Origin of the sequence: Oscillibacter sp. GMB15532 (assembly GCF_041020825.1) — a bacterium.
Lineage (GTDB): Bacteria > Bacillota > Clostridia > Oscillospirales > Oscillospiraceae > Oscillibacter.
Map to the genome: position 1 here is coordinate 16,446 of NZ_JBEVTO010000004.1, position 17,152 is coordinate 33,597.

Consider the following 17,152-nt stretch of genomic DNA (forward strand, 5'->3'; position numbering starts at 1 on the left):
GGGGGAAAGGCTCAGCCGACGTCATCCTGCAAAGCGTCGTAGCCCTCCTCACCGGTGCGGACCTTGATGACATTCTCCACATCGTAGATAAAGATTTTACCGTCGCCGATGTGGCCGGTGTACAGCGCCTGCTTGGCGGTGGACACCACGAGGGAGACAGGCAGCTTGCACACCACGATGTCTACCTTCAGCTTTGGCCGGACATTGACCTCCATTTTCACGCCGCGATAGTATTCGCTGGCGCCCCGCTGCTCGCCGCAGCCCATAACATTGGTGCAGGTCATGCCGGTGATGCCGATGTCGAACAGGGCGTTTTTCAGTGCGTCAAATTTGCCCTGATTGCAGAGAATTTCAATTTTGGTAATTTTGACTCCGTTGGGAGCAACCGGGACGGCGTCTCCGGCTGTGGGAGTCACCAGTTCCACGGGGACGGCCTCCCGCACGGGGACGCTGCCCAAGGGGGCATCTTCATCGTAATCGCTGCGGACAACCGTGAAGTCGGCATAGGCGCTGAGCAGGCCGTGCTCAGTGGAATCCAGCCCCTCCAGCTCATCCTGCCGGGGGACGCGCAGGCCGATGGTGTGCTTGATAAGCTGGAACATGCAGGTCATGGTGACAGCCACCCATGCCGCCACGGCCAGAACGCCGATGAACTGCACCAGAAGCTGGGCAAAGCCGCCGCCGTAAACAAGACCCAGCCCCGCGCCGGGGGTCAGAATCTCCGCGTCTGTATAGGGGTCGAAATATGCGAACACGCCCACCAGCAAAGTGCCCACCGCGCCGCAGCAGCCATGAACGCCCACTGCACCCACGGGATCGTCAACCTTCAGCTTCTGGTCAATGAACTCCACGCCGTATACCACGGTGAAGCCTGCGATGATGCCGATGAGGGCCGCACCGGTGACGGTGACGGTGGAGCATCCGGCGGTGATGGCCACAAGACCTGCGAGAGAGCCGTTCAGCGTCATGGACACGTCGGGCTTGCCGTATTTTACCCAGGTAATGCACATGGCGGTCAGGGTTGCGGTGACGGCCGACATGTTGGTGGTGACAAAGATGCGGCCCACGTTCTGGGTCAGCCCGTCAATGGCGAGAGAAGAGGCGGGGTTAAAGCCGAACCAACCGAACCACAAAATAAACACGCCCAGACAGCCCAGCGTGATGGAGTGGCCGGGAATGGCGCGGGACTTGCCGTCCTTGCCGTATTTTCCGATGCGGGGCCCCAGAATCATTGCACCGATAAAGGCGCTGAGCCCGCCCACCAGATGCACGGCGGTGGAACCCGCGAAATCGTGGAAGCCGTATGCCCCAAGGCCGGACAAAAGTCCATCGGGCGTTCCCAGCGTGCTGAGCCAGCCGCCGCCCCAGATCCAATGGCCGGAGACGGGATAGACGAACAGGGAAATGATGACGGAGTAGACGAGATAGCTCTTAAACTTTGTCCGCTCCGCCATGGCTCCGGAGACGATGGTGGCGGCGGTGGCACAGAATACCGTCTGGAAAAAAAGAAAGGTCCAATCCGTGTCTGCCGCCGAGGCCACCCCGGGCGAACCCATCACGCCGGGAATCAGCTCCGCGCCGTACATGATGCCAAAGCCGATCAGCCAGTAGACAATGGTTCCGCAGACAAAATCCATCAGGTTTTTCATGCAGATATTGCCTGCGTTTTTGGCACGGGTAAACCCGGTTTCCACCATGGCGAAGCCGGCCTGCATGAAAAAGACCAGCGTGGCCCCCAGCAGGACCCATAGTGTGTCGATAGCGCTCATAGTTTTTCCTCCTCTGTTTGCACACAACTGCAAAAATTGGCAAAGGCGCCGGAGAGCGGTCAGCTCTCTCCGGCGCCTTTGCCAGTTAAGTTGGTATGACTTTACTACGAAAACGAATGTGCGTCAATTGGCGAATCCCTCAAGAAAATTAGCATACTGCATAAAAAGTTCTGCAATATTATACACTTTGGACAAGGTTTGTGTATCCGCTTAAAAATTGGTCTACCTCTGCGGCAACTGTGCGCCCTTCCGCGATGGCCCAGACCACCAGTGACGCGCCCCGGCGCATATCCCCGGCCACAAAGACCTTTTCCACGTTTGTAGAAAAACGGCGCGCATCCGTGAATGCGGCGTCACTCTTTTCCACGCCGAAGGCACGGCAGATATTTTCTGCACAGCCGGAAAAGCCGGTGGCCCCAATCAGAAGACCGCAGGGAAGCGTGTCGCCCTGCGCGGTGACGACGGCGGTCAGCGCTCCGCCTTCTTCGGTGACAAGGCTTTTTACCTGCGTAGCAAAACGCCGGGGATCTGCCCCGAATACCGCGGCGGCTTCCTCGTGGGCATAGTCCGCGGGAAGACTGCAGTCGGCGGCAAGATAGTCCTCCTTCGGGCGGCGCACCAGTTGGACGACGGATTTGCAGCCCTGCCGCAGGGCAGTTGCCACGCAGTCGGAGGCGGTGTCCCCCGTGCCGATGACCACCACGTCTTTGCCGCTTGCAAGGGCGCTTTCGGAAACTTCCAGATGAAACGCCTGCCGCTCCACGGCGGCTTTTAAATACTCTGTGCCATAGAGAACGCCGGACAACTCCGCTGTGTCAAGGCCGAGGGGGCGGGGCTGCTCCGCGCCGCAGCAGAGAATCACTGCGTCATATTCCTCCGTAAGCCGGCGGGCCGTTTCGGGTTTTGCCGCGTCCACACCGGTGACAAAAGACACGCCCTCGTCGGTCATCAGGCTGACCCGCCGCAGCACCACGGACTTGGGCAGCTTCATGTTGGGGATGCCGTAGGTCAAAAGCCCGCCGGGCTGGGCCTCCCGCTCAATGACGGTGACGGAATGGCCTCGGTGATTGAGCTGGTCGGCCGCCGCCAGCCCGGCGGGGCCGGAGCCCACCACGGCGATTTTCTTCCCGGACCACTGGGGCGGGCGGCGGCGCTTCATGCCACCGGAGGAAAATGCGTCCTCAATCACACACAGCTCGTTGTCCCGGATCGTCACCGCGTCGCCGTACAGTCCGCAGATGCACGCGTCCTCACAGGGGGCGGGGCAGACCCGCCCGGTAAATTCAGGAAAGTTGTTGGTTTTGAGAAGGCGGCTCAGGGCGTGCCCCCGGTTGCCGGACCAGAGCATGTCGTTCCACTCCGGAATCAGGTTGTGGAGTGGGCAGCCGAAGACCGCCCCTTCGTAAAGCATCCCCGCCTGACAGTAAGGCGTGCCGCAGTTCATGCACCGCCCGCCCTGCTGGGCGCGCACGCCGTCGGGCTGGGGGAGGTGAAATTCGTCCCAGTCCTCCGCCCGCTCCAGGGGAGGGCGCTGAGAGTCATTCTGGCGGAGATAGTCTAAAAATCCGGTGATTTTACCCATATGTAGTCTCCCTTCATGCCTGCGTCCGGGCATAGAATGCCTCTATTTCCGCCTGCTGGCGGCTGATGCCCTTTTCCTCCCGCTGAGCGATGGCCCGGAGCATCCGGTCATAGTCGATGGGCATGACCTTTTTAAAGCAGGGAATATAGGACTGGAATGCCGCCAAAATCTTTTTGCCCCGGGGAGAGCCGGTGGCGGCCACGTGCTCCTCGATCAGGGCGCGAAGCTCCTGAATGTCGTGGGCCTCGGTCAGCGTGTCTGTCAGCACCTGCTCTTTGTTCAGACGCAGGTACAAATCGTGCTTTTCATCCAGCACATAGGCCACGCCACCGGACATTCCCGCCGCGAAATTTTTCCCGGTGGGACCGAGAATGACCACGCGGCCCCCGGTCATATATTCACAGCCGTGGTCGCCCACGCCCTCCACCACCGCCACGGCGCCGGAATTGCGTACGCAGAACCGTTCGCCCGCCATACCGTTGATAAACACCCGCCCCGCCGTGGCCCCATAGAGGGCCACGTTGCCGACAATCACGTTTTCTCCGGGCTTGAAAACACTATTTTTAGGGGGATAGAGAATCAGCTTGCCGCCGGAAAGACCCTTTCCGAAGCCGTCGTTGCAGTCGCCCTCCAGTGTCAGCGTCAAACCCATGGGGATAAACGCGCCGAAGGACTGCCCGCCGCCCCCGCGGCAGGTGACGACATAGCTGTCGTCTGGCAGGGAATTGCCGCACCGAGAGGTAATCTCGGAGCCGAAAAGCACGCCGAAGGACCGGTCGGTGGACGACACATTCAGTTCCAGCCGTCCACCGCGCTTGCCCTTCAGGGATTTTCCCAGCTTTTCCATCAGAATGCGCATATCCGCGGTCTTTTCAAGGCCGAAGTCATACACGTCCTCCGGGTTGAAGTGGGGGACCGGGCCGCCGGGAGGATTTGCAAGCAAGCCGCCCAGCTCCAGAGCTTCTGCCCGATGGGTGACAAGCTTTTCCCGCACCTGCAAAAGGTCGCTGCGGCCCACCAGTTCGTCCACGGTGCGCACGCCGAGCCGTGCCATCAGCTCCCGCAGCTCCCGGGCCACAAAGTACATAAAGTTGATTACATATTCCGGCTTTCCGGAGAACCGCTTGCGCAGGACGGGGTTCTGGGTGGCGATGCCTGCGGGGCAGGTGTCCAGATTGCACACCCGCATCATGCAGCAGCCCATGGTTACCAGCGGAGCGGTTGCAAAGCTGAATTCCTCCGCCCCCAGCATACAGGCGATGGCCACGTCCCGGCCGGTCATCAGCTTGCCGTCGGTTTCAATGACCACGCGGCTGCGCAGCCCGTTTTGAATCAGGGCCTGATGCGCCTCCGCAACGCCCAGTTCCCACGGAAGGCCCGCTCCCTGAATGGAGCTTTTGGGAGCCGCGCCCGTGCCACCGTCGTGGCCGGAGATGAGCACCACCTGCGCCCCCGCCTTGGCAACGCCGGAGGCGATGGTTCCAACTCCCGCCTCGGACACCAGCTTCACACTGATACGGGCGCGGCGGTTGGCGTTTTTCAGGTCGTAAATCAGCTGCTCCAAATCCTCAATGGAGTAAATATCGTGGTGGGGCGGGGGAGAGATCAGCGTCACACCCGGGGTGGAGCAGCGGGTCTTGGCAATCCAGGGATAAACCTTGGCCCCAGAGAGGTGGCCGCCCTCGCCGGGCTTGGCTCCCTGCGCCATTTTAATCTGGATTTCCTCCGCGCTGCAAAGGTATTCGCTGGTCACGCCAAACCGGGCGGAGGAAACCTGCTTGATGGCGGAGTTTCGGTCGGTGCCGTAGCGGGCGGAGTCCTCGCCGCCCTCGCCGGAGTTGGACTTTCCGCCAATGCGGTTCATGGCGAGCGCCATGCACTCATGGGCCTCCTGAGAGATGGAGCCGTAGCTCATGGCTCCGGTTTTAAAGCGCCGGACAATAGAGTCCTCGCGCTCCACCTCGTCGATGGGGATACCGCCGCCCTCGTCAAACCGGAAATCCAGCACGCCCCGCAGAGTATGGGGCTTGTCGGCCCGGTCTACCTCGGCGGCGTATTCCTTGAATGTATCGTAGCTTCCCTCCCGCGCGGCCTTTTGCAGCAGCAAAATGGTGCGGGGGTTATACATGTGGTCCTCCTTGTCGGGGCCGGAGCGCAGCTTGAGTGCTCCGGCGGAATCCAGCGTGGTGTCATAGCCAAGGCCCAGAGGGTCAAAGGCCCGGTTGTGGTTCCACTCCACACCCTCGCCAATCTCGGCAAGACCCACGCCCCCCACCCGACTGACGGTGTTGGTGAAATACCGGTCGATGACGGAGCGGTGGATGCCCACGCACTCAAAAATCTGGGCGGACTGGTAGGACTGGATGGTGGAGATTCCCATTTTGGAGGCAATTTTTACGATGCCGTGGAGAATGGCGCTGTTGTAATCGCTGACAGCGGCGCCGGGGTCCTTGTCCAGAAGCCCCACCGTCACCAGCTCCGCCACGCACTCCTGCGCCAGATAGGGATTGACGGCCTGCGCGCCATAGCCCAGCAGCGCGGCAAAATGATGCACGTCCCGCGGTTCCGCACTTTCTAAAATAATAGACAGTGCGGTGCGCTTCTTGGTGCGCACCAGATGCTGCTGAAGCGCCGAAACCGCCAGAAGGGAGGGAATGGCCATGTGGTTTTCATCCACGCCCCGGTCGGAAAGAATCAGGATATTCGCCCCTTGGCGGTAGGCCCGGTCGCAGTTGATAAACAGGCGGTCCAGCGCGTGCTCCAAGGGCATGCCGGGGTAATACAGCAGGGAAAGCGTTTCCACATGAAAGCCGGGGCGGTTCATGTAGCGGATTTTCATTAAGTCCACAGAGGTGAGAATGGGGTTGCGGATTTCCAGCACGGTGCAGTTTTCCGCCTGCTCCTGCAACAGGTTTCCCCCCGCGCCCACATAAACGGTGGTGTCCGTGACGATTTCCTCCCGGATGGCATCCATGGGCGGATTGGTAACCTGCGCGAAAAGCTGCTTGAAATAATTGAACAGGGGCTGGTGCTGTTCGCTGAGCACGGCCAGAGGCGTATCCACGCCCATGGCGCAGGTGGGCTCCGCCCCGTCCCGCGCCATAGGGAGGAGAGAGTCCTTCACCTCTTCATAAGTGTAGCCAAAGGCCTTGTACAGCCGGTCCCGCAGCTCCTGCGGGTGGTGCTCCACCTGCCGGTTGGGAATGGAGATGTCCTTGAGGTAGACCAGATGCTGGTCCAGCCATTCGCCGTAGGGCCGGCGGCGGGCATAATTTCCTTTCAGCTCGGCGTCGTCCACCAGCCGTCCAAGGGTCAAATCCGCCAGCAGCATCCGTCCAGGCTGCAAACGGGACTTTTTCACGATTTTTTCTGCCGGGATGTCCAGAACGCCGACCTCGGAGGAGAGAATCAGCGTCTCGTCGTCCGTCAGATACCAGCGGCAGGGACGAAGACCGTTCCGGTCCAGCACCGCGCCCACTGTGTCCCCGTCGGAAAAGACGATGGCGGCGGGGCCGTCCCAAGGCTCCATCATGGTGGCGTAATAATGGTAAAAGTCCCGCTTTTCCCGGTCCATCCTGCGGTCGTTGGCCCACGGCTCGGGAAGGCACATCATGACCGCCTGAGGCAGAGGAATGCCGTTCATCATGAGAAATTCCAGCGTGTTGTCCAGCATGGAGGAGTCGGACCCGCTCTGGTCCACCACGGGGAGAATTTTGTCCATGTCCTCCTCCAGGACTGACGAGTACATGGTTTCCTCCCGGGCCAGCATCCGGTCCACATTGCCCCGGATGGTGTTGATTTCTCCGTTGTGCATGATATAGCGGTTGGGGTGGGCACGTTCCCAGCTGGGATTTGTGTTGGTGGAAAACCGGGAATGCACCAGCGCGATGGCGCTTTCACAGTCCTGGTCCGAGAGGTCGGGATAAAATTCCCGAAGCTGTCCCACCAGAAACATTCCCTTATAGACAATGGTGCGGCTGGAAAAGGAGGGGACGTAGGCTGCAACGCTGGACTGCTCGAAGACCCGCCGGGCAACATACAGCCTGCGGTCAAAGTCCAGTCCCTGGGCGCAGCCCTCCGGGCGCTTTACAAAGCACTGGCAGATGTGGGGCATGCAGCTTTGGGCCTTTTCACCCAACACGTCCGGGCGGGTGGGAACGTCCCGCCAGCCTAAAAATTCCATGCCCTCCTTGGCGACAATGATCTCCAGCATTTTCTGCGCCTGCGCACGCTTGAGCCGATCTGCGGGGAGAAACAGCATGCCAACGCCGTAATCCCGCTCCTCGCCCAGAGAAAAGCCCTCCTCCAGCGCGGCCTTTGCCAGCAGCCTGTGAGGAACCTGAAGCATCAGGCCCACGCCGTCTCCGGTTTTTCCCGCCGCATCCTTTCCAGCGCGGTGCTCCAGCTTTTCCACGATTTTCAGCGCGTCGTCCACCGTGCGCCAGGTTTTTTCACCCCGCAGGCTGACCACGGCGCCAATGCCGCAGGCATCGTGCTCAACAAGGGGGTCGTAAAGGGGCGTGTGCCGCTGGGTAGGGTCAATCATGGAAAACAGCTCCTATCTGTCGATAAAGTGAGCCGCAGGGTGGATTGCTCCCCCCGCGGCAGTTTACAAAATGCACCTTGGGCGATACCGGGACAGTGTTCGGCGGAGAAAACGCAGGGCTTTAGCCTGGGCCGCGGGTATAGGCTTCTATCATCAGCTGCGCGGTTTCCGCCAGCTTCATGCCTGCATCCATGCTGCGCTTTTGCAGAAAACGGTGGGCCTCGCCCTCCGACATGCGGTTAATATCCATCAAAAGCTCCTTGGCCCGGCGGATGAGCCGCTGCTCCGGTTCGTCCCGCAGCGGGGCGGGATGGCGAAGTTTGGCTGCCCGAAAGGCCAGCAGCAGCTCCAGCGAGGTAAAGAAATCCGCCTTGCGGGCGGGGGAGGCCAGCTTGAACAAGTTTTCCCCCTCGCAAAAATCCAGGTTTGCGGCGGTGGACACCACCAGAAGGGCACTGACGCCCCGGAGGGAGGTTGCCAGATCGTTTGCCGTCATATCCCGCAGGCGAAAGCCGCAGATGATGGACGCTCCGCCGAGCTTTCTGGCGGCGCGGATAGCCTCGGCTCCCGTGGCGCAGCAGGAGGCGGGGGTATAGCCGCCCGATTCCAGCAGCTGCACGGTGCGCCGCTGCGCTTCCTCGTTGGAAAACGCGACGATGATTCCGGACATGGCTTCCATCCCTCCTCTCCCGGGCCGCAGGCCGCGCTGATTTTTTGCCCGACAGGCGCAAATCCTCCGCCGGGGCCGCGTACATGAAAAGCAACTGCCGGTATACCCGGGGTGCTTTACAGGCCGGGGAAAATCAGTAGGTCACGAGATATTTGCCCAGCTCCCAGGCTGTGACCTGCGTGCGGTATTCCGCCCATTCCCGCTGCTTTCCGGCAATATACTGTCCGGTGACGTGAGGCCCCAGCGCGTCGGTGACGACACGATCAGCCTCCATGGCAAAAACGGCCTCCTCCAGTGTGGCGGGGAGATTGGCGATGCCGTGGCGGCGAAGGGAGTCCGCATCCATGGTGTAAAGGTTTTCTACCGTCTCCTCCGGCGGTGTCAGCTCCCGTTCAATTCCGTCCAGTCCCGCTGCCAGACACACGGCCAGCGCCAGATACGGGTTGCAGGAGGGGTCGGGACTGCGCAGCTCCACCCGGGTATCCTGCCCCCGGGGAGACGGAATGCGGACCAGAGCCGAACGGTTGGACGAAGACCACGCAAGGCAGTTGGGAGCCTCGTAGCCGGAAACCAGCCGCTTATAGGAATTGACCAGCGGGTTGGTCACGGCACAAAAGCCATCGGCGTGGGCCAAAAGTCCGGCAATAAAATGATAGGCCAGAGGGGAAAGCTTTCTTGCATCCGTTTCGTCGTAAAACGCGTTTTTCCCGTCACGGAACAGGGACATGTTCACGTGCATGCCGCTGCCCGCCGCGCCGAAAACCGGCTTTGGCATAAAGGTGGCGTGAAGCCCGTTTTTCTGCGCCATGGTCTTTACCGCCAGCTTGAAGGTCATAATCCCGTCGGCGGCTTTCATGGCGTCGGCGTATTTCATGTCAATTTCGTGCTGGCCGGCAGAAACCTCGTGATGACTGGCCTCCACCTCAAGGCCCATTGCCTCCAGCGCCAGACAGATTTCCCGCCGGGTTCCCTCTCCGTGGTCCAAAGGACCCAGATCGAAGTAGCCCGCCTGATCTCCGGTGACGGTGGTGGGGTTGCCCTCACCGTCGGTCTGGAACAGGAAAAACTCCATCTCCGGCCCCACGTTAAAGGTAAAGCCCATATCCGCCGCGCGCTTGACCACCCGCTTTAATACGTTTCGCGGGTCCCCGGAAAACGATGCGCCGTCCGGGTTGTGAACGTCGCAGATCAGCCGGGCCACCTTCCCGTATTGGGGCCGCCAGGGCAGCACCGCGAAGGTGTTGAGGTCCGGCCAGAGACACTGGTCGGATTCCTCAATGCGGACAAAGCCCTCGATAGAGCTGCCGTCCAGCATAATCTGATTGTTCAGCGCCCGCTCAAGCTGGGAGACGGAGACGGCCACGTTTTTCATCTGGCCGAAAATATCCGTAAACTGCATGCGGATGAACTGAACGTCCTCCTCCTGTACCATTCGGAGAATATCTTCCTTGCTGAATCCGCTCATAAAAACAGTCTCCTTTCAACTGAAAGCCTGCATTTTTTACATGGTTCTTCACAATAGCGCAATAAAGTGCGTAATATAAAAAGAACGCGGCAAAACCCCTGAGGGTGCCCCGTTGCGCTCTCTTGGTGGGAATTATAGCGGCGAAACGCCCCTTTGTCAACGATTTTGCCTTGGATGACGGAAAGAAAATGCGCATTTCATGGCTTTTTCTAAAACCGGAAGTTTCCACAAAAAAACTTTGTGCAATTTCATATGCCTTACAGGCTGTTTTTACCAAACGGACATTTATATCCGGACCGCACACGTTTTTCCGGAAAAGTGCTTGGAGGAAGCTTTGAAATTTGTACGGAGCCAAGCAACACGAAACAGGGCGGCGGCGTATTTGGCAGAACAGGGGCAGTGGGAACGGCTGGGCGGGACTTTGCTCCCGCAAGACAGGCCCGCCCGGCTGGAGGAATCCGGGCCGTACCAAGAATTTTTGGCTGCGGCCCGTCGCTCTTGACGGCGCACGCGGGGGACGGTATACTTAAAATAACATACTGTAAAAAGTGGCCTTTCGGCGAGGATGCATACATGCCCTCCCAGAGAGGAACGTCAGGAGGCATTTTGTGAAACAGGCATTGTATATCGACTGCTGCATCCGGGGAGAAGCGTCCCGCACGAGGAAACTGGCGGAGGCATTTTTCGCCGCACTGCCGGAAGCTTGGCAAGTGACTACGGTAAACCTGATGAAAGAGGATTTTCGGCCTTTGTCCGGCGAGTTTTTTGAGCGGCGGGAGACGCTGTTAAAATCCGGGAAAACGGACGATCCCCGGTTTGACCGGGCGCGGGAGCTGGCGGCGGCGGACCTGATCGTAATTGCCGCCCCGTTTTGGGACATGAGTTTTCCCGCGCTGCTGAAGGTCTATATTGAAAACGTGTCGGTGGAGGGCATCACCTTTCGCAGCACGGCGGAGGGATTGAAGGGACTGTGCGCGGCCGAGCGATGTGTGTTTCTCACCACCCGGGGCGGGGCCTATCCCGCCGGGGACCCGTTGGAGCAGGCGGTGCCCTATCTTCGGGCTATTCAGATGTTTTTTGGCATAGGCGATCTGACCTGTGTGGCGGCGGATGGGCTGGACTTGGACGGCGCGGATCCGGAGGCCCTGCTGGCGAACGCCTGCGCAGAGGCGACGGCCCTTGCGCGGACGCTTTAATCCGCGGATTTACCTAAAGGCAAGGCTCTGCAAGAATGTTTAAAAAGGCGAAAGCGCCTGCCCCGGCATTGCCGGGGCAGGCGCCTTTTGCTTGACAGGGAACAGTTGGGGACATGGCTGGCGGAAAATAAGGCTTCTGTCCGTTATACCCGCAGGATCTGAATCAGATGCTTCATGTGGATGCTCATGGCGTAGCGCGCGCCCACGTCGTCCCGGCGCAGCAGAAAATCCACAATCAGCCGGTTGTCCGCCACGGCGGTTTCCTGCATGTGCTTCTGGTTCTCCGAAATCTGCATGATCTCGCTCACCGCGTCGTTGATGATGGGATAAAGGCGGCGCATGTATTCATTGTGGGACGCGCGGATGATGCTCAGGTGGAAGTCCTGATCCGCGGCGGGCCAGTCTCCCCCGGAGGCAGCAATCTGCTCCATCCGCTCCGCCTTGCGGCGGATTTGGTCCAGCTCCTCGTCACTTGCCCTCTGGCAGGCCAGCGCCACCGTAGCTGGCTCAAAAATCAGGCGCATTTCAAACAGGTCCCTTGCTCTGGTCCGGGACCGCAAGTCCGTCAGCGCCGTCATATCTACCGGGAAACGTGGCAGCTCCCGAGCCACAAACGTCCCCTTGCCCCGCTGAATTTCCAGCACGCCCTGCGCCACCAGAAAGGAAATCGCCTCCCGCAGCGTGGTGCGGCTGACGCCTAAAAGCTCGCTCAGCTCGTTTTCATTGGGCAGCTTGCCCCCGGTTTCATAGCGGTGCTCCTCCGCGATCATGTCCATCAGCCGCTCCGCCGCCCGCTGGGACAGCTTTGCCTTTTTCGGTTCCTCCATGAAAGTCCTCCTTCGCCCCTGTGGGGGCGTATTTCGTTTTTTGAAGTGCTGCCGATTTGCCCCAAAGCCTTTCATTTGCATCAAAATTCTGCGAAAGGATCGACAGTAATTCGGCAAAAAGCACAATAACTTCCCTTGACATCTCCGGTTGAATCGGTTATACTGACATCATACAACGCATACGATAATAATACAACTCTTTTTTGAAATATTGAAAGCGAGGGGGCCGTTTTGATTCTGACATCCGATCAGGTCTGCTCCAGCCGCGTCGTGCTCGTCTGCGGGCATTACGGGACGGGAAAGACCGAGTTTGCCGTGAACTATGCGCTGGGGCTGGCCCATGAGGGGCATGCCACCATGCTGGCGGACGTGGACATTGTGAACCCCTACTTCCGCTCCAGAGAGCGGAAAAAGCTTTTGGAGGGGGCGGGGATCCGAGTAATTTCCTCCTCTCAGGCGTGCAGCGACGCGGACGTACCCGCCCTTCCGGCAGAGCTTTTGACCATTTTGGAAAACCGGGAAATCCGGGGCGTGTTGGACGTGGGCGGTGACCCGGTGGGCGCGCGGGTGCTGGCCCGGTTTCAGCCCAAGATCATTGCGGAGGATTACAATCTTCTCTTTGTATTGAACGCCAATCGGCCCGAGGTGCGAACGGCGGAGGCCGCCGTGGCCTATCTTCGCAGCATCGAGGCCGTGACGGGCCTTGTGTGCGGCGGGATTGTGAACAACACCCACCTGTGCAGCGAGACGACACCGGAGGAGATTCTCAGGGGCGCGGAGCTGGCGGAGGCGGTTTCCCGGGAAACCGGCATACCCGTTGTGTGCCATGTGGCGGAGCGGCGATTCACCGACGAGGAGAGTCTCGCGGGCCTTAAGCTGTTTCCCATTGACATCTATATGAAAAAACCGTGGGAGCTGTAAAAGGCTCCCAACAACATGAAGGGAGGCAAATGAGTATCATGGCAGCAAGGGTAACATTTGACCGGGACCGGTGCAAGGGCTGTGAGCTGTGCGTTTCCGTGTGTCCCAAGCACATCGTGGCGATTGACATGGACGTCATCAACCGCAAGGGCTATCACCCCGCCGGGGTCGTGGACATTGCGGCATGCATCGCCTGCGCGAGCTGTGCAAAAATCTGTCCGGATTCCGTGATTACCGTGGAAAAAATCTAACGAAGGAGGTTGAATTTTCGTGGGAAAAGAGCTTTGGAAAGGAAATGAAGCGATTGCAGAGGCCGCCATTCGCGCGGGCTGCGACTGCTTCTTCGGGTACCCCATCACTCCGCAGAGCGAGATTCCGGAATATCTCTCTTTGCACATGCCGCAGCACGGCAAGGTATTCGTTCAGGCGGAGTCCGAGGTGGCCGCCATCAATATGGTGTACGGGGCCGCGGGCGCCGGAATGCGGGCCATGACCTCCTCCTCCTCCCCGGGTATCTCCTTAAAGCAGGAGGGAATTACTTATCTTGCGGGTGCGGAGCTGCCCGCCGTGATTGTCAACTGTATGCGCGGCGGCCCGGGCCTTGGCACCATCCAGCCCGGACAGAGTGACTATTTTCAGGCCACCCGCGGCGGCGGCAACGGCGATTACCGCACAGTGGTGCTGGCCCCCGCCAACATTCAGGAGGCCGTGGACATGGTGCAGGAGGCGTTTGACATCGCCGACCAGTACCGCAATCCCGTGCTGGTGCTGGCGGACGGCATGATCGGCCAGATGATGGAGCCCATCGAGTGGCGTGAGATTCCCAAGCGCAAGCTTGCGCCCAAGGACTGGGCCGCCACCGGCCGCAAGGGCCGGGCGCATCACAACGTCATCAACTCCCTGTACATCGACCCCAACGAGTGCGACGACTTTAACGTGGAGCTTGCAAAGAAGTATCAGGTCATTAAGGAGAACGAAGTCCGCTGGACCGGCAAGGACGCGGAGGATGCCGAACTTCTCATCACGGCCTACGGCACGCCCGCCCGCATTGTCCTCACGGCATTGGAACAGCTTCGCACTCAGGGGATTAAGGCGGGGCTCTTCCGTCCCATTTCGCTGTGGCCCTTCCCGGAGAAGGCACTGCACGATCTGGCCCTGCGGGACAATGTGAAGGCGATTCTGGACGTGGAAATGAGCATCGACGGTCAGATGATCGAGGATGTGCGCCTGAGTGTGGAGGGCCGCAGGCCCATCTCCTATCTGGGCCACGCCGGCGGCGTGATTCCCACTGTGGAGGAAATCGTGGAAGCGGGCAAAAAGGCCCTGAAGGAGGCGGAATAACATGGCGGTTGTCTATCAAAAATCCAAGGGACTGACGGACGTGGAGTTCCACTACTGCCCCGGCTGCACCCACGGCATTATTCACAAGCTGGTGGCCGAGACAATGGAGGAGATGGACCTGCTGGATACAGCCATCGGCGTGTGTCCCGTGGGCTGCTCCGTGTTCGCCTATAAGTATTTTAGCTGCGACATGCAGGAGGCTGCCCACGGACGGGCTCCCGCCGTCGCCACCGGTATCAAGCGCACCCATCCCCACCAGCCGGTGTTTACCTATCAGGGCGATGGGGACCTTGCCTCCATCGGTACGGCGGAAATTGTCCACGCCGCCATGCGGGGCGAGAAATTTACCACCATTTTCATCAACAACGCCATTTACGGCATGACCGGCGGACAGATGGCCCCCACCACCCTCATCGGGCAAAGAGCCACCACCTGCCCTCAGGGCCGCACCCGGGAACAGGCCGGTATGCCCATCCGCATGGCGGAGATGCTCTCCACACTGGACGGCTGCGTCTATGCTGAGCGGGTCTGCGCCACCGATATTCCCAACCTGAACAAGGCGAAGAAGGCCATTAAAAAGGCATTCCAGCTTCAGATGGAGGGCAAGGGCTTTACTTTCGTGGAGGTGCTTGCCACCTGTCCCACCAACTGGGGCATGACACCGCTGAAATCCATGGAGTGGCTGAAGGAGAACATGGTATCCTATTATCCTCTGGGTGTGCTCAAGGATACCGGCACGGAGGTGAAGTGAGATGAAAAAGGAAATTATTATTTCCGGCTTCGGCGGGCAGGGCGGCCTTGCCATCGGCAAAAACCTGGCAGAGGCCGGGATGGCCGAGGGGCTGAACGTGACGTGGGCCCCGTCTTACGGGCCCGAGATGCGCGGCGGCACGGCCAACTGCTCCGTGGTGCTGTCCGACAAACCCGTGGGTTCCCCCGTGTTCAACCATCCCACGGAGCTGATCGCCATGAACGAGCCTTCCCTTGAAAAATTCGAGGCGGGCGTGGTTTCCGGCGGCGCCGTGTTTGTGAACAGCTCCGTGGTCACCGACAAGGTGACTCGCCGAGATTTGACGGCGTATTACATTCCCTGCGGGGAAATTGCCGATCAGGTGGGCAATGCCAAGGTGGGCAACATGGCCATGCTGGGAGCGTATGTGGCCGCCACCAAGATTTTGAGACCCCAGGCCATCGAGGCGATGATTGAGGAGATGTTTACCGGGGCCAAGGCCAAGCTGGTTCCTCTGAACATCGAGGCCTTCCGTCGGGGTATGGCCTGCGTCGGATAACGCGGTTTTGTGTAAAATGAACGTCCCCCGTCCGCTGGGTTTCCGGCGGACGGGTGGGCGGGTATCCCGCCCCGCGCCTGTTCTGTGCATTTTAACAGTTGACTTTCCCCCGCCGGTAGCGTATAAATAATTTAATATTCAAACGCGATGAACGGGAATTGCCGTCAGGAACGCCGCCTTCAGAGAGCTGCCGCACGGTGCGAGGCAGCGGACGCGGCCTGATTGGTCTGGCCCGGAAGCGGCCCGCCCAAAGAAAGGTTTCTCCAGTAGGCGGCGACGGGGCCTCCCGATACAGGGGCGGTGCGCGGAAGCGTACATAAGAGGCCGCGTTGCGGCAAAGAGAGTGGTACCACGGAAGTTTGGCTTTCGCCTCCCTGATTTCAGGGGTGCGAGAGCCTTTTGCTTTATCGGTTCAAAATAAAAGTAAGGGAGAATTTTAAATGCTGAACATCAAGATCACAAAGACAACTTCCCCCAAAGCAAAGCCTGCGGACGAATCCAAGCTGGGCTTCGGAAAGACCTTTTCCGACCACATGTTTATTATGGACTACACCGAGGGCCAGGGCTGGCACGATGCCCGCATTGTGCCTTACGCGCCTCTCTCCCTGGACCCCTCCGCCGTGGTGTTCCACTATGCACAGGAGTGCTTTGAGGGCCTGAAGGCCTATCGTACTACCGAGGGCAAGATTCAGCTCTTTCGCCCGGACTGCAATGCCCGCCGCATGAACAACACGCAGGAGCGCCTGTGCATGCCCACCATCCCCGAGGAGGACTTTGTGGAGGCCATCCGCGCGCTGGTGGAGGTCGAGAAGGACTGGGTTCCCCATTCTGAGGGCGCGTCGCTGTACATCCGTCCCTTTACCATTGCCACCATGGCCCAACTGGGCGTCCACGCATCCACCACCTATCAGTTCATCATCATCTGCGCCCCTTCCGGCGCGTATTACGCGGCGGGGCTGGCTCCTATCGACATCTACGTGGAGGACACCTATGTCCGTGCCTGCCCCGGCGGCACCGGCTTTACCAAGTGCGGCGGAAACTACGCCGTGTCTCTGCTTGCCGCCAAGGTGGCCGAGGAGCGGGGATACAGTCAGGTGCTGTGGCTGGACGGCGTGGAGCGCAAGTATGTTGAGGAAGTGGGCGCCATGAACATCTTCTTCAAGATTGATGGCAAGCTCTATACCGCCGAGGCGCAGGATAAGGACGGCACCGTGCTTCCCGGCGTCACCCGCCGCTCCATCATCGAGCTGCTGAAGGACTGGGGCTATGAGGTTGTGGAGGGCAAGCTGGCCGTTGAGGATCTGATGCAGGCTGCCCACGAGGGCAAGCTGGAGGAGGTCTTCGGCACCGGCACCGCCGCCGTTGTCTCCCCGGTCAAGAAACTGGATTATGAGGACCAGTCTGCGAAGATTGGCCACGGCGAAATCGGTCCCCTGACCCAGAAGCTGTACGACACCCTTACCGGCATTCAGTGGGGCAGAATCCCTGACACAAAGGGCTGGATCGTTCCGGTCTGCGACGCCTGATTTACACTTGATGTCCAAAT

General features: G+C 59.8%; 13 protein-coding genes. 7 read left to right on the plus strand and 6 right to left on the minus strand.

Features of this window, described 5'->3' with window-relative positions:
- Positions 1-11: 11 nt before the first annotated feature.
- The 5 genes from ABVS15_RS05825 to glnA form a co-directional block, all read right to left on the minus strand.
- Positions 12-1,769, minus strand: a complete 1,758-nt coding sequence (locus ABVS15_RS05825; protein WP_369282803.1) for an ammonium transporter — start codon at positions 1,767-1,769, stop codon at positions 12-14.
- 178 nt (positions 1,770-1,947) lie between these two features.
- On the minus strand, positions 1,948-3,351 hold the full coding sequence (locus ABVS15_RS05830) for a glutamate synthase subunit beta (RefSeq protein ID WP_369282804.1): 1,404 nt from the start codon (positions 3,349-3,351) through the stop codon (positions 1,948-1,950).
- Positions 3,352-3,364: 13 nt separating this feature from the next.
- Positions 3,365-7,897 carry a glutamate synthase large subunit gene (gltB, locus tag ABVS15_RS05835; protein WP_369282805.1) on the minus strand — a complete coding sequence of 1,511 codons (4,533 nt, stop codon included), beginning with the start codon at positions 7,895-7,897 and terminating at the stop codon, positions 3,365-3,367.
- Positions 7,898-8,018: 121 nt separating this feature from the next.
- Positions 8,019-8,567: an ANTAR domain-containing response regulator gene (locus tag ABVS15_RS05840; RefSeq protein WP_369282806.1), complete on the minus strand. Its 549-nt coding sequence runs from the start codon at positions 8,565-8,567 to the stop codon at positions 8,019-8,021.
- Positions 8,568-8,700: 133 nt separating this feature from the next.
- Complete coding sequence (gene glnA / locus ABVS15_RS05845) at positions 8,701-10,032, minus strand: type I glutamate--ammonia ligase (RefSeq protein ID WP_369282807.1); 1,332 nt, start codon at positions 10,030-10,032, stop codon at positions 8,701-8,703.
- Positions 10,033-10,640: 608 nt separating this feature from the next.
- Between glnA and ABVS15_RS05850 the strand changes: the two genes are divergently transcribed.
- Positions 10,641-11,228: an FMN-dependent NADH-azoreductase gene (locus ABVS15_RS05850; protein ID WP_369282808.1), complete on the plus strand. Its 588-nt coding sequence runs from the start codon at positions 10,641-10,643 to the stop codon at positions 11,226-11,228.
- A 143-nt stretch (positions 11,229-11,371) separates the two neighbouring features.
- On the opposite strand, the gene ABVS15_RS05855 is transcribed toward ABVS15_RS05850, so the two are convergent.
- Entirely contained in the window at positions 11,372-12,055 is a 684-nt protein-coding gene (locus tag ABVS15_RS05855; protein WP_369282809.1) for a FadR/GntR family transcriptional regulator, read from the minus strand.
- A gap of 231 nt (positions 12,056-12,286) precedes the next feature.
- On the opposite strand from ABVS15_RS05855, the gene ABVS15_RS05860 reads away from it, so the two are divergent.
- The 6 genes from ABVS15_RS05860 to ABVS15_RS05885 all read left to right on the plus strand — a co-directional run bounded on the left by ABVS15_RS05860 (position 12,287) and on the right by ABVS15_RS05885 (position 17,132).
- Positions 12,287-12,976: a hypothetical protein gene (locus ABVS15_RS05860; protein ID WP_369282810.1), complete on the plus strand. Its 690-nt coding sequence runs from the start codon at positions 12,287-12,289 to the stop codon at positions 12,974-12,976.
- A 38-nt stretch (positions 12,977-13,014) separates the two neighbouring features.
- Positions 13,015-13,227: a 4Fe-4S dicluster domain-containing protein gene (locus ABVS15_RS05865; protein WP_293010505.1), complete on the plus strand. Its 213-nt coding sequence runs from the start codon at positions 13,015-13,017 to the stop codon at positions 13,225-13,227.
- Positions 13,228-13,246: 19 nt separating this feature from the next.
- Positions 13,247-14,317 carry a 3-methyl-2-oxobutanoate dehydrogenase subunit VorB gene (locus tag ABVS15_RS05870; protein WP_369282811.1) on the plus strand — a complete coding sequence of 357 codons (1,071 nt, stop codon included), beginning with the start codon at positions 13,247-13,249 and terminating at the stop codon, positions 14,315-14,317.
- A 1-nt stretch (position 14,318) separates the two neighbouring features.
- Complete coding sequence (locus tag ABVS15_RS05875) at positions 14,319-15,068, plus strand: thiamine pyrophosphate-dependent enzyme (protein WP_369282812.1); 750 nt, start codon at positions 14,319-14,321, stop codon at positions 15,066-15,068.
- A 1-nt stretch (position 15,069) separates the two neighbouring features.
- Positions 15,070-15,606, plus strand: coding sequence for a 2-oxoacid:acceptor oxidoreductase family protein (locus tag ABVS15_RS05880; protein WP_369282813.1), 537 nt, complete (start codon positions 15,070-15,072; stop codon positions 15,604-15,606).
- A 440-nt stretch (positions 15,607-16,046) separates the two neighbouring features.
- Complete coding sequence (locus ABVS15_RS05885) at positions 16,047-17,132, plus strand: branched-chain amino acid aminotransferase (RefSeq protein WP_369282814.1); 1,086 nt, start codon at positions 16,047-16,049, stop codon at positions 17,130-17,132.
- The last annotated feature ends 20 nt before the right edge of the window (positions 17,133-17,152 follow it).